This window comes from Kribbella sp. NPDC050124 (assembly GCF_044460355.1).
Lineage (GTDB): Bacteria > Actinomycetota > Actinomycetes > Propionibacteriales > Kribbellaceae > Kribbella.
Genome location: NZ_JBITJU010000025.1, coordinates 65,612 through 79,149, shown reverse-complemented (window position 1 = coordinate 79,149; position 13,538 = coordinate 65,612). Strand labels below are relative to the sequence as shown.

The 13,538-nt window shown below is 68.3% G+C and carries 9 protein-coding genes; 7 read left to right on the top strand and 2 right to left on the bottom strand.

Annotation, left to right across the window (positions count from 1 at the left end):
- Positions 1-36 precede the first annotated feature (36 nt).
- The 5 genes from ACIBL3_RS38325 to ACIBL3_RS38305 all read left to right on the top strand — a co-directional run bounded on the left by ACIBL3_RS38325 (position 37) and on the right by ACIBL3_RS38305 (position 9,786).
- On the top strand, positions 37-591 hold the full coding sequence (locus ACIBL3_RS38325; protein ID WP_396358843.1) for a GNAT family N-acetyltransferase: 555 nt from the start codon (positions 37-39) through the stop codon (positions 589-591).
- Positions 588-1,136: a GNAT family N-acetyltransferase gene (locus tag ACIBL3_RS38320; protein WP_396358841.1), complete on the top strand. Its 549-nt coding sequence runs from the start codon at positions 588-590 to the stop codon at positions 1,134-1,136. Before ACIBL3_RS38325 ends, ACIBL3_RS38320 begins: the two co-directional genes overlap by 4 nt.
- A 3-nt stretch (positions 1,137-1,139) precedes the next feature.
- Entirely contained in the window at positions 1,140-1,856 is a 717-nt protein-coding gene (locus tag ACIBL3_RS38315; protein WP_396358839.1) for an SIR2 family NAD-dependent protein deacylase, read from the top strand.
- A 76-nt stretch (positions 1,857-1,932) separates the two neighbouring features.
- Entirely contained in the window at positions 1,933-7,581 is a 5,649-nt protein-coding gene (gene pulA, locus ACIBL3_RS38310; RefSeq protein ID WP_396358838.1) for a pullulanase-type alpha-1,6-glucosidase, read from the top strand.
- Between the two features lie 78 nt (positions 7,582-7,659).
- Entirely contained in the window at positions 7,660-9,786 is a 2,127-nt protein-coding gene (locus ACIBL3_RS38305; RefSeq protein ID WP_396358837.1) for a M1 family metallopeptidase, read from the top strand.
- A gap of 21 nt (positions 9,787-9,807) precedes the next feature.
- On the opposite strand, the gene ACIBL3_RS38300 is transcribed toward ACIBL3_RS38305, so the two are convergent.
- Positions 9,808-10,707 (bottom strand): diacylglycerol/lipid kinase family protein, encoded by a 900-nt coding sequence (locus ACIBL3_RS38300; protein ID WP_396358835.1) that lies wholly within the window; start codon positions 10,705-10,707, stop codon positions 9,808-9,810.
- A gap of 59 nt (positions 10,708-10,766) precedes the next feature.
- The gene (locus ACIBL3_RS38295; protein WP_396358833.1) at positions 10,767-11,138 is read right to left on the bottom strand and encodes a DoxX family protein; all 372 of its coding nucleotides are present in this window, start codon (positions 11,136-11,138) and stop codon (positions 10,767-10,769) included.
- Between the two features lie 76 nt (positions 11,139-11,214).
- On the opposite strand from ACIBL3_RS38295, the gene sigJ reads away from it, so the two are divergent.
- The gene (sigJ, locus tag ACIBL3_RS38290) at positions 11,215-12,060 is read left to right on the top strand and encodes an RNA polymerase sigma factor SigJ (RefSeq protein ID WP_396358832.1); all 846 of its coding nucleotides are present in this window, start codon (positions 11,215-11,217) and stop codon (positions 12,058-12,060) included.
- Between the two features lie 31 nt (positions 12,061-12,091).
- A complete protein-coding gene (locus ACIBL3_RS38285) occupies positions 12,092-13,477 on the top strand; it encodes a serine hydrolase domain-containing protein (RefSeq protein ID WP_396358831.1) in 1,386 nt (461 codons plus the stop codon).
- The last annotated feature ends 61 nt before the right edge of the window (positions 13,478-13,538 follow it).

Below are 13,538 nucleotides of genomic sequence, written 5' to 3'. Positions count from 1 at the left end.
CGCTCGCCGGGGACGCCGGTTGGCACACTGCGGACCGTGACTGACTTCTCCGTCAAACCGACGCTGACCGGCGAACTGGTGATCCTGCGACCCGTGGACGAGGGCGACTACGAGGCGCTCGCGGAAGCGATGGCGGATCCGGACGTGATCAGGTTCACCGGGAGCCGCGGGGACATCAGTGAGGAGAAGGCGCGGGAGTGGTACCGCACCCGCAAGGATCAGGCCGACCGCCTCGACCTGGCGATCGTCGACCAGGCGACCGGCGCGACCGTCGGCGAGGCCGTGCTGAACGAGTGGGACCCGGACAACCGGTCCTGCAACTTCCGGATTCTGATCGGTCCCTCGGGGCAGGGCCGTGGGCTCGGGACCGAGGCCACCCGGCTGATCGTCGGCTACGGGATCGAGGAGTTGGGACTGCATCGGATCAGCCTCGGGGTGTACGCGTTCAACCCGCGGGCCCAGCGCGCGTACGAGAAGGCCGGTTTCGTCGTCGAAGGCCGGCTGCGCGACGATCTCTACTGGGACGGCGAATGGGTCGACTCGATCGTCATGTCCGTCCTGGCCCCGGAGTGGAAGGCCGCCACCGCGTGACCGACTTCTTGTACAAGCCGACGCTGGCCGGTGAGCTCGTGATCCTGCGACCGGTGGACGAGGGCGACTACGAAGTGCTTGCCGCCGCGATAGCGGACCCGGAGGTGACCAGGCTGATGGGGAGCCGCGGGGAGCTCGGCAGGAAGACGCGGGAGTGGTACCGGACCCGGAAGGACCAGACCGACCGGATCGACCTGGCGATCGTGGACAAGGCGACCGGCGAGACGGTCGGCGAGACGGCGCTGTACCAATGGGATCCGGACAATCACTCGTGCACCTTCCGGATCCTGATCGGCCCAGCTGGCCAGGGCCGCGGGCTCGGGACCGAGGCCACCAGGCTGATCGTCGGCTACGGCATCGAGGAGGTCGGGTTGCACCGGATCGGCCTCGGCGTGTTCGCCTTCAACCCGCGGGCCCAGCGCACGTACGAGAAGGCCGGCTTCGTGGTCGAGGGTCGACTCCGCGAAGCGCTGTACTGGGACGGCGAGTGGGTCGACTCGATCGTCATGTCCGTGCTGGCGCCGGAATGGAAAGCTAACCTCTGACGCGTGATCGACGCCGAGCGCATCGCCGTACTGACCGGAGCCGGAATCTCCACTGCGTCGGGGATCCCCGACTTCCGCGGGCCGCAAGGGCTGTGGACGAAGAACCCGGCCGCGGCGGCGATGTTCGACATCGACGAGTACGTCGCCTCGCGCGCGGTCCGCGTGGAGGCCTGGAAGCACCGACTGGCCGCGCCTGCGTGGACCGCCGAGCCGAACCCGGGCCACCTCGCGCTGGTCGACCTCGAACGCCGGGGCCGGCTCATCGGCCTGATTACCCAGAACGTCGACGGCCTGCACCAGAAGGCCGGCTCGTCACCGGAGCTCGTCCATGAGCTGCACGGCACAGTCTGGTTCGTCGACTGCCTCGACTGCGGCCGGCGGATCCCGATGGCCGACGTACTCCCCCGACTCGACGCCGGTGACGAGGACCCGGCCTGCGAGGTGTGCGGCGGCATCCTCAAGTCCGCGACAGTCTCTTTCGGCCAGTCGCTCGACCAGAAAGTCCTCGACGCGGCCGTTGCCGCCACCGAGGCCGCCGACCTCTTCCTCGCCGTCGGCACCTCGCTGCAGGTCTACCCCGCGGCCGGGCTGTGCGACATCGCCCTCGGTCTCGGCAAGCCGCTGATCATCCTGAACGCCGAGCCGACGCCGTACGACGAGGAGGCGACCACTGTCCTGCACACGCCGATCGAGACCACCCTCCCCGGGCTCGTGACCTGACCGTGACATTCGAGCCCTCCTCACGGTGAAACTGGCGGGTTACCGTCCGCGGCAGGATCAACGGGAGGGGACCGTGATGCGCGGGTTCAGGCGATGGACGGCGGGGTTCACCGCGGCTGCGGTGATCGTGCTCGGACTAGGTACGGCGGCACCGGCGCCGGCCCAACCGGCAGCGGATCGGGTGATCACGCTGGCCGGGTCGCTGCAGAGCGAGCTGGGCTGCCCGGGTGACTGGGATCCCGCGTGCCCGGCGACGAGCCTCGGTACGGCGGCGCCGTACGCGAAGACCTTCGACGTCCCGGCGGGTTCGTACGAGTACAAGGTCACCGTCAACGGCAGCTGGGACGAGAACTACGGCGCCGGCGGCGTACTCAACGGGCCGAACATCCCGCTGCGGATCGAGGGTCCGGCGAAGCTGATCTTCAGCTACGACGACACCAGCCACCTGGTCACGGTGAAGCCGGTCGACCTGGCCGGGTCGACGGTGACACCGGCGGACAGGGCGCTGTCGACGCCCAGCCTGCGTCAGGACCTCACCAAGGAGCGGTTCTACTTCGTGATGGCGGACCGGTTCGCCAACGGGGACAAGTCCAACGACGCCGGCGGGCTGACCGGCGACCGCCTCGCCACCGGCCTCGACCCGACGGACAAGGGCTTCTACCACGGCGGCGACCTGGCCGGCGTGATCCAGAAACTCGACTACATCAAGTCCCTGGGTACGACGTCCATCTGGCTCACCCCCTCGTTCAAGAACCGGCCCGTGCAAGGCGCGGGCGCCGACGTCAGCGCCGGGTACCACGGCTACTGGATCACCGACTTCACCCAGATCGACCCGCACCTGGGCACGAACGCGGACATGAAGCAGCTGATCAGCCTGGCCCACGGCAAGGGGATGAAGGTCTTCTTCGACATCATCACCAACCACACCGCCGACGTGATCGCCTACGAGTCCGGCCAGTACGGCTACATCTCGAAGGCGACGTCGCCGTACAAGGACGCGGCGGGCACCGTCTTCGACGACAAGGACTACGCGGCCGGGGACACGTTCCCGCCGATGGACGCGAGCACGTCGTTCCCGAACGTGCCGGTGTTCCGCACCCCCGAGGACGCGTCCGTGAAGGTGCCGGGCTGGCTGAACGACCCGACGCTGTACCACAACCGCGGCGACTCCACCTTCGCCGGCGAATCGGCCGAGTACGGCGACTTCGTCGGGCTGGACGACCTGTTCACCGAGCAGCCGCGGGTCCGCGACGGGATGATCGACGTCTACAAGACCTGGGCCGAGTTCGGGATCGACGGGTTCCGGATCGACACCGTGAAGCACGTCAACATGGAGTTCTGGCAGAAGTTCTCGCCGCAGATCCTCGCGGCGGCGCAGGCTGCCGGGTCGAAGGACTTCTTCATGTTCGGCGAGGTGTTCGACGCCGACCCGAAGTTCATGTCGACGTACACGACTCAGGGCGCGCTGCAGGCGACCCTCGACTTCGGGTTCCAGCAGAACGCGGTCGCCTTCGCCAAGGGCGACCCGGGCACCAAGCTGCGCGACTTCTACGCGAACGACGACTACTACACCGACGCCGACTCGAACGCGTACCAGCTGCCGACGTTCCTCGGGAACCACGACATGGGCCGGGTCGGCACCTTCCTCAAGCAGGGCGGCGCCGCCGGTCAGGAGCTGCTGGCCCGCGACAAGCTGGCGCACTCGCTGATGTTCCTGACCCGCGGCCAACCGGTCATCTACTACGGCGACGAGCAAGGCTTCACCGGTCCCGGTGGTGACAAGGACGCGCGGCAGGACATGTTCGCGACGCAGACCACCGACTACAAGGACGACGAGATCGTCGACGGCACCGGGACGACGACGATCGGCAGCCAGGACCGGTACGACGTCAACGCGCCGATGTACAAGCACATCGCGGCCCTGCAGAAGCTGCGGGCGAAGTACCCGGCGCTCGCCGACGGCCGCCAGATCCACCGGTACTCGTCGAACTCGGGCGGGCTGTACGCGTTCAGCCGGCTCGGCGCCGACAACCTCGAGTACGTGGTGATTGCCAACAATGCGACAACTGCACAATCGGCAACCATCCCGACGTACGGACCGAACACCTGGCTGAAGCCGGTCTACGGCGGCTCGAAGGCCGTCAAGACCGACCGCGAAGGCCGGGTCGTGGTCAGCCAGGCTCCACTGTCGGTGACCGTGTACCAGGCGGCGAGCAAGGTCCCGAGCCGGACCAAGGCGCCTGCCGTCTACATGAGCTCGCCTGAACTGGGTGCGACGGTCGGCGGGCGGGCCGAGATCGGCGCCGAGGTACCGGAGAACACCCCGGTGACCGTGACCTTCGGCTACCGCCCGGTCGGTACGACGGCCTGGCAGCGCCTCGGGTCCGACGACAACGCGCCGTACCGGGTGTTCCAGGACGTGTCCGGGCTGCCGAAGGGCACCCTGCTCGAGTACCGCGCCGTCCTGAAGGATGCGTCCGGCAACTACTCGGTGTCGGGTTCGTTCGGCGTGGTCGGCGACGCACCGAAGCCCGGTGGCGGCGGTGGCGGGACCGGACCGGTCGTCCAGCCGGCCAACGTGAGTGTGCCCGGCGACCACAACAGCGAGATGGGCTGCCCGGCCGACTGGTCGCCGGACTGCGACCAGGCGCAGCTGACGCTGGACCCGCAGGACAAGGTCTGGAAGGGCACGTACACGATCCCGGCCGGTGAGCACGCCTACAAGGCCGCGATCAACAAGACCTGGGACGAGAACTACGGCGCCGGCGGCAACCAGAACGGCGCGAACATCTCCTACATCGCGCCGAACGGCCCGGTCAGCTTCTACTACGAGCACGGCCGCCACTACGTCACGTCGAGTGCCGAGGGCCCGCTCATCACCGTGCCCGGCACCTTCCAGAAGGCGCTCGGCTGCACGACCGACTGGGATCCGGCCTGCATGCGACCCTGGCTGACAGACCAGGACGGCGACGGGACCTTTACCTGGTCGACGACCGAGATCGGAGCGGGGAGCTATGAGGCCAAGGTCGCGCACAACCTGTCCTGGGACGAGAGCTACCCGGCCAACAACATTCCGATCACCGTGCCGGCGGACGGGCTGGTCGTCACGTTCAGCTACGTCCTTGCGACGCACGTGCTGACGGTCACGACGTCCACGCCGGGCGCTCAGCCGGACCTCAGCCAGGCCAAGGCCTACTGGCTCAGCAAGGACACCCTCGCCGTACCGGCGGTCGCTCATCCGGAGCGGTTCCGCTGGCGGCTGCACTGGTCGTACGACGGTTCCCTCAAGGTCGACGCGGACGACATTGGCGGCACGTCAGCCGGTCTGCGGTACGACCCCCATGAGGTGCGTCCGGGGTACACCACGCTGCGACTCGACCATGCCGACGTGAAGAAGATCCTCACCGGACAGCTCGGTCTGGCGCAGTACGACGACGCCGGGCGACTGCTCGACGCGACCGGCGTTCAGATACCCGGCGTCCTCGACGATGTCTATGGGAGCGCGACCGGGCGTTCGTACGGAGTCACTTGGAAGGGTCAGCCGACCTTCACCCTGTGGGCTCCGACGGCGCAGAACGTCAAGCTGCTGGTGGGTTCGTCCACTGTCTCGATGGTTCGCAACGACGACGGCTCGTGGTCGGTCAGCGGACCCCGGTCGTGGAAGAACGCGCCGTACCGCTACGAGGTCACCGTGTTCGCGCCGTCGACCGGCAAGGTGGAGACGAACGTCGTCACCGACCCGTACTCGGTGGCGCTCACCACCGACTCGACACACTCGGTCGCGGTCGACCTCGACGATCCGGCCGGGAAGCCGGCCCTGTGGTCGAACACGCCGGCGCCGGAGCTGGCCCGGTCCGTCGACTCGACGATCTACGAGCTGCACGTCCGGGACTTCTCGATCAACGACTCCACGGTGCCGGCGGCGCACCGCGGCACGTACCTCGCCTTCGCCAACGAGGGCAACGGAACGAAGCATCTGCGCGCCCTCGCAGCGGCCGGGCTGAACACGGTCCACCTGTTGCCGACATTCGACATCGCGTCGATCCCGGAAACCGGCCAGCAGTCGCCGGCGTGTGACCTGAAGTCGTTCCCGGCCGACTCCGAGCAGCAGCAGGCCTGTGTCACCGCGGTCGCGGCAAAGGACGGCTTCAACTGGGGTTACGACCCGTTCCACTGGCTCGCGCCGGAAGGCTCGTACGCGACCCAGCGCGACGGTCTGGCCCGGGTCGCCGAGTTCCGCACAATGGTCGGCGGACTCCACAAGTCCGGGCTGCGCGTCGTACTGGACCAGGTCTTCAACCACACGCCGTCGGCCGGTCAGGCGCCGACGTCGGTGCTGGACAAGGTCGTGCCCGGCTACTACCAGCGGCTGAACGCGACCGGCAAGGTCGAGACGTCGACGTGCTGCAGCAACATCGCCACCGAGCACGCGATGGCCGAGAAGATCATGGTCGACGGCACCGTCAGCTGGGCCAAGAACTACCGGGTCGACGGGTTCCGCTTCGACCTGATGGGCCATCACAGCAAGGCGAACATGCTCAAGGTCCGGTCCGCGCTCGACAAGCTGACCCTGGCCAAGGACGGCGTCGACGGCAAGTCGGTCTACGTGTACGGCGAGGGCTGGAACTTCGGCGAGGTCGCGGACGACAAGCTGTTCGTGCAGGCCCGGCAGGGCAACCTCGGCGGCACCGGCATCGGCACGTTCTCCGACCGGCTGCGCGACGGCGTCCGCGGCGGCGGGCCGTTCGACGGGAACCCGCGGATCCAGGGCTTCGGCACCGGCGCCGCGAGCGACCCGAACGGCGACGCGGTCAACGGCACCCCGGCCGAGCGCGCGAAGCGACTCGCCCACGACACCGACCTGATCCAGCTCGGGCTCGCGGCGAACCTGCGGAGCTTCTCGTTCCGCTCTGCCGAGACCGGTGCGGTCGTCCGGGGCGACGCGGTCGACTACAACGGCAACCCGGCCGGGTACGCCGACCAGCCGGACGAGGTGGTCACGTACGTCGACGCGCACGACAACGAGACGTTGTGGGACGCGCTGACGTACAAGTTGCCGACGGCACTGACCATGTCCGACCGGATCCGGATGAACACGGTGTCGCTGGCGACGACCGCACTGGCGCAGACCCCGTCGTTCTGGCACGCGGGCGCCGACATGCTGCGGAGCAAGTCGCTGGACCGGAACTCCTACGACTCCGGCGACTGGTTCAACACGCTCGACTGGACCGGCGCCGACAACGGCTTCGGCCACGGCCTGCCGCCCAAACCGGACAACGAGGCCAAGTGGTCGTTCATGAAGCCGCTGCTGGCCAACCCGGCCCTGAAGCCGACCGCAGCCGAGGTCGGCACGGCGTCGGCAGCCGCCCAGGACCTGCTGAAGCTGCGCTTCTCGACGCCGTTGTTCCGGCTCGGCTCGGCCGACCTGATCAACCAGAAGCTGACCTTCCCGGTGAGCGGCGCCGACCCCGGTGTGATCACGATGCGCATCGACGACACCGTCGGCCCGAACGTCGACCCGGCGCTCAAGGGCGTACTCGTCGTCTTCAACTCGACCGGCTCGGCAGTCACCCAACAGATTCCGGGCCTGGCCGGCGCCAACCTCGCCCTGTCCCCCATCCAGACCGCCGGCTCCGACCCCGTGGTGAAACAGACCACCTGGACCGCATCATCCGGCACAGTCACGGTCCCGCCACGCTCGGTCGCCGTACTAGTCCAGAAGTAGGCCGAACCCTTCCCAGGATGCGCTGTGCTTCCTAACGTCGAAAGTTGACCAACTGCACAGCGCATCCGAGGGGGAGAGATGTTCCGACGTGCACGGCTGCTTGTGTCCGGAGCACTGGTCACGGCGCTGAGTCTCGGTCTGGGGACGGGGACCGCACCAGCGTCCGACTACGCGCAACAGTTCTCGCCGGGGGCGGCGGGCGCCGGCGATCCGTACTTCAGCACGGACGGGAACGGCGGCTACGACACCAAGCACTACCTGCTGGACGTGAAGTACGTGCCCGCGACCGACCGGCTGATCGGCGTCGCCACCATCGACGCCCGGGCCACCCAGAACCTGTCCAGCTTCAACCTGGACCTGCAGGGCTTGACCGTTCGCTCGGTCACCGTCAACGGCCGGGTGGCCGACTGGACCCGAGCCGCCGACGAGCTCACCATCCGACCACGGTTCGGACTGCCGAAGTCGAAGCACTTCACCACGGTCATCCGGTACGACGGCGTACCACAGACCCTGGACGACGGCAGTGGATTCATCCACACCGACGACGGCACGGTCGTGATCGGTGAGCCGCATGTGGCCGACACGTGGTACCCGGTCAACGACCACCCCAGTGACAAGGCGGCGTACACCTTCCGGATCGCGGTGCCGGCTGGCCTCGAGGCGATCGCGAACGGCGTCCTGAAGGACAAGAGCACCCGGAACGGCTGGACCACGTGGACGTGGGACGCCAAGGAGCCGATGGCGTCGTACCTGACCACCGCGACGATCGGGCAGTTCGACGTGCGCGCCTACAAGCAGCAGGGCGTCAAATACTGGGATGCCTTCGATCCTGATCTCTTCGACGAGGCCACACCGCGAACCGGGGAGCAGTACGCCATCTCGCAGCGGGTGGTCACGAACGAAGCGTCGTACAAGCGTCTGGCCCGGACCATCAGCGTGCCCGCGGGTGGCGCGGACCTGTCGTTCTGGATCAGCCGGGACACCGAGGCCGGGTGGGACTTCGTCTTCGTCGAGGCCCACACCGTCGGCCAGGACGACTGGACGACGTTGCGCGATCTCAACGGCCACAACAACCAGGACACCGGGCTGGTCTGCCCGTTCTGGCTCGGTCTGCACCCGTTCCTCACGCACTACCAGACCGCTCAGGGCGACACCTGCACGCCATCCGGGTCCGGTGGCGGCTCCTGGTGGGCGGTGAGCGGTCGCAGCGACGGCTACGAGCAGTGGAAGGTCGACCTGTCAGCGTACGCGGGCACGAGCGTCGAGGTGTCGATCACGTATGCCAGTGACGACTTCATCCAGCTTCCGGGCGTGGTCGTTGACGACGTGGTTGTCTCCACGGGCGAGGGTACGACGTCCTTCGAGGCGGACGCGGATCCGCTGGACGGCTGGACGGTGCCCGGTCCCCCGGCCGGCAGCGCCCCCAACCCGAACGACTGGATCACCGGCACGGCAGCGGACGCGCCACCGACCACCGGTGAGGTCGTCAACGCCTCGTTCGCCCGCCAGACCGAGATCCTGGGCTTCCTGTCCGACACGTTCGGGAAGTACCCGTTCTCGGCCGCCGGCGGGATCGTCGACGACCTCGACGGCCTCGGGTTCGCGCTGGAGAACCAGACCCGCCCGATCTACGCGCGGGACTTCTTCACCGACACCGTGAACGGCGAGGCCGTGATCGTGCACGAACTCGCGCACCAGTGGTTCGGCGACAGCGTGGCGCTGGCCCGCTGGCAGCACATCTGGCTGAACGAAGGGTTCGCCACCTACGCCGAGTGGCTGTGGAGCGACCGCGAGGGACTCGGCACCGCGCAGGAGACCTTCGACTTCTTCTACGACGTGTTCCCGGCGGACGACCCGTTCTGGAGCCTGACCATCGGCGATCCGGGGCCGGACAACCTGTTCGACTTCGCGGTCTACGCCCGCGGCGCGATGACGCTGCACCAGTTGCGGCTGGCCGTCGGGGACGCCGACTTCTTCACCATCCTGCAGACCTGGGCGAAGACCCAGCGCGACGGCAACGTCACCACCGACCAGTTCATCGCACTGGCCGAGGAGGTCTCGGGCCAGCAGCTGGACAGCCTGTTCCAGACCTGGCTCTTCACCGCGACCAAGCCCGTGCTCGACACTGCCGCGGCGACTCGGCTCGCGACGGCGACGCAACCGCCGGCGGCGGCAAAGGGCCTGCTCGAGAGGATGAAGCGTTAGGTGACGCGGAAGGATGACGCGTCAGGGGATCCGGACGATCAGCGCTGCGGGGTCGACGGACGCGCTCAGGGTGCGGCCGTCCGAGATGGTGTCGCCGTCGAGTTGGCGTCGTACCGTCTTGGCGGCCGTCACCTGGATCTGCGTGCCGGTGAAGCGCTCGACGTGACGTTCGCGGAGTCGCTTCACCACCAGGCTGGCGGCGAGCCGGGGCCACTGGCTGATCCTGCGCGGCGCCAGGACGACGGCGTCGATCATGCCGTCGTCCGGCGCCGCGTCCGGCAGCAGCGGGATGTTCGCCTGCAGCGTCCCGACGTTGCCGATCACGACGGTCCGGGCGCGGCGCCGTACCGGTGGATTGCCGTCCACGATGATCTCGACCCGGACGAACGGGTGGTTGAGGTTCTTCAACGTCGCCACGACGTACGCGGCCCAGCCGACCCGCTTCTTCAGCTGGTCCGGCGCGTCCGCGATGATCGCGGCGTCCAGCCCGAGTCCGGCCATCACCACGAACCGGTCCGCCGGCAGCTCATCGCCCTCGATCTCGACGCTGTCGATGCGCTGCTCGTTGCCACCGAGCAACTCGGTCAGCGCGATCTCGAGGTCCAGCGAGATGCCGAGGTTGCGGGCCAGCAGGTTGCCAGTCCCGGCCGGCAGCACCGCGACCGGGATCCCGCTGCGGGCCAGCTCGGCGCAGACCACGCGCACCGTGCCGTCCCCACCGGCCACTACGACCAGGTCGACCGGCTCCTCGATCGCGCGCTTGGCCATCGTCGACCCGGCGTCGTCCGCGGTGGTCTCCAGCCACAGCGAGTCGTCGAACCCGCGCTCGGTCAGCGCCTGATCGACAGTACGGCGGAACTCGTCGACGTCCGGCACTTTCACCGGGTTGAGGATGACAGCTGCTCTACGCGCAGAACTCACCTGATTGTCCGTTCGGGGATGGCTGGCTCGGACTGAGCAGCCTCCCACGGACTCCGTCCCTAGGCCAGCGCAGCGAATCGACTGCCCGCCACGAACGCACACAGCACGAGGAACGTGACAGTAGCCGCCGTCGCCTTCGGTTCCCGCAGCGACGCGTGCGAGACGGACGCACCAATCAGCACGACACCCAGCCCAACCGCCGCCAACGGCGTCAGCACCCGTGCTGTCCCGCTCAGCCACGGAGCGACCAGCCCGACCACGGCCACCAGTTCCAGGACGGCGACGACCCGGACCAGCGGCATCGGGAACGGCGCGATCCCGGTCTGCCCGCTCGCGATCAGCCGATCCCGCGACATCGTCGACTTCGCCAGCCCGGAGAAGGTGAAGATGACGGCGAGTACTCCGGTCAGGATCCACGTGATCGTGTTCATGGGGTGGTAGACGATCAGCTGCCTGATCTTGTGACACTGTCACTGGGCACGGCTTTCGATCGTCTCAGAGGACGTGATGGAGGAGTTCAGACCGCTGCTGTTGTCGATCGCGTACCGGATGCTGGGCAGCTTCGGTGACGCCGAGGACGTCGTCCAGGAGGCCTACCTGCGGCTGCACCGGGAGGCTCGGGTCGACGCGCCGAAGGCCTTCCTGACTACCGTCACGACGAGGCTGGCGATCGACCAGCTGCGATCGGCGCGCCGGCAGCGGGAGACCTACGTGGGTCCGTGGCTGCCCGAGCCGGCCGTCGACGAGTACGTCGACCTCGCCGAGCGGGCCGCGTTGTCGGACTCGCTGTCCACCGCGTTCCTCGTCTTACTGGAGCGCCTCTCTCCCGATCAGCGGGCGGTGTTCCTGCTCTGCGACGTCTTCGGGTACTCCTACGACGAGGTCGCCGCGATCATCGGCAAGACCCCGGCAGCCTGCCGCCAGCTCGCCGTACGCGCTCGGAAGCGGCTGCGCGACGACCGGCCCCGCTTCGACGCGTCCCGGCAGGAACGCGACGAGCTGGTACGGCGTTTCGTCGCGGCAGCCGAGGAGGGTGAGCTGGATGACCTGGTGGAGCTGCTGGCCCCGGACGTGACGTTCACCGGCGACGGCGGTGGCAAGGCGCTGGCGTTCCCGCGGCCGATCCATGGCGCCGACCAGGTCGGCAGGCTGGTGCGGGTCGCCTTCGAGCGCATCGCCGGCCTCGGCTTCGCGGTCGGGCCCGTCCATGTCGGCGGTCAGCCCGGGATCCGGGTTCACGACGCCGACGACCGTACCTTGGCCATCTGGTCGTTCGTGGTGACCGACGGGGTGATCACGTCGATCCATGGCGTCGTCAATCCGGACAAGCTTGCCCATCTGCAAAGTCGGTGAATCTGCCGCTGTGGCGAGCTAGCGTGATCGGGTGACCCTTCCACGGAGTACGCCAGAAGCCCAGGGACTGTCCGGTGCCGCTCTCGACGCGTTCGTCGCCGCACTTGACTCGTCCGGCCAGGAGATCCAGACCGTGATGCTGCTGCGGCACGGCACCGTCGTCCTCGAGGAGGAGTGGACGCCGTACCGGCTGACCGAGCCGCACGCGTTGTTCTCGGTGTCGAAGAGCTTCACCTCGACCGCGATCGGACTCGCGATCGACGCCGGGCTGCTGGCGCTCGACGACAAGGTGGTCTCGTTCTTCGGCGCGGACGAGCTGCCGGAGACGATCAGCGACAACCTGGCCGCGATGACGGTCCGGCACCTGCTGACCATGACCACCGGCCACGCCCAGGACACCGTCGAGGCGCTCACCCGGGACCGCCGGATGGTGAAGATCTTCCTCGGCCTCGACGTCGGGCACGAGCCGGGCACGGTGTTCGTCTACAACAGCGGCGCGACGTACATGCTGTCCGCGATTCTGCAGCGGCTGACCGGCGAGAAGCTGGTCGACTACCTGCGGCCGCGGCTGTTCGAGCCGCTCGGCGCTGCGGAGGCGACCTGGCAGGAGTCCGCGGAAGGCATCAGCACCGGCGGCTGGGGCTTGTCGCTCAGCACGGAGTCGTTGGCACATTTCGGGCAGCTGTTGCTGCAGCACGGCCTCTGGGAGGGCCGGCAGCTGGTCCCGGCCGAGTGGTTCGAGGCCGCGACGTCCAGGCAGGTCCCCAACGACAACGAGCCGAACCCGGACTGGAAGCAGGGGTACGGCTTCCAGTTCTGGCGCGGCCGGCACGGCACCTACCGCGGCGACGGCGCGTTCGGCCAGTTCTGCCTGATCTTCCCGTCGTACGACGCCGCGCTCATCGTCACGAGTGCGACGTTCGACATGCAGGCGATCCTGGACACGGTCTGGGGGCACCTCCTTCCGGTGCTCGAGGGCAAGGAGGTCACGCCGGTCGCTCGGCCGTCGCGACTCGAGCTGCTGCCGCCGTCCGGCCCGGCGCCGAGCGGCGGAGACGGACGGACCTACCGCTTCGGGAAGAACGACGCCGGCCTGACCGCGGTCCGGCTCGACCCGGACGGGACGGGGACGTTCACCTTCGCCGGATTCGAGCGGACGTCGGACGACACGCACGACATCGTCTGCGCGGCCGGCGAGTGGCGTGAGCAACGGAGTCCGGCCAACGGCACCGAACCCGGGCAGCGGATCGTGACCAGCGCGTACGGCGACGGAGACGCGTTCGTCGCGACCTTGCGCTGGCTCGACACCCCGTTCGTCGCCACCGCGACCTGCCGGACGACCGGCGACTCGATGACCGTCGACGTCGAGCTGAACGTCTCCTTCGGGCCGACCGCCTTCACGCTGCAGTCAGAGTGACCCTCGTCACAGTCACAACCCGGTGGGCACGCGTGTCCTCCGGGTTGACGACGAACGATGG

Excerpts from the sequence above, each read along its gene's own strand:
- sigJ (WP_396358832.1), top strand. The coding sequence starts at position 11,215 with ATGGAGGAGTTCAGACCGCTGCTGTTGTCGATCGCGTACCGGATGCTG.
- ACIBL3_RS38295 (WP_396358833.1), bottom strand. The coding sequence starts at position 11,138 with ATGAACACGATCACGTGGATCCTGACCGGAGTACTCGCCGTCATCTTC.
- pulA (WP_396358838.1), top strand. The coding sequence starts at position 1,933 with ATGCGCGGGTTCAGGCGATGGACGGCGGGGTTCACCGCGGCTGCGGTG.
- ACIBL3_RS38305 (WP_396358837.1), top strand. The coding sequence starts at position 7,660 with ATGTTCCGACGTGCACGGCTGCTTGTGTCCGGAGCACTGGTCACGGCG.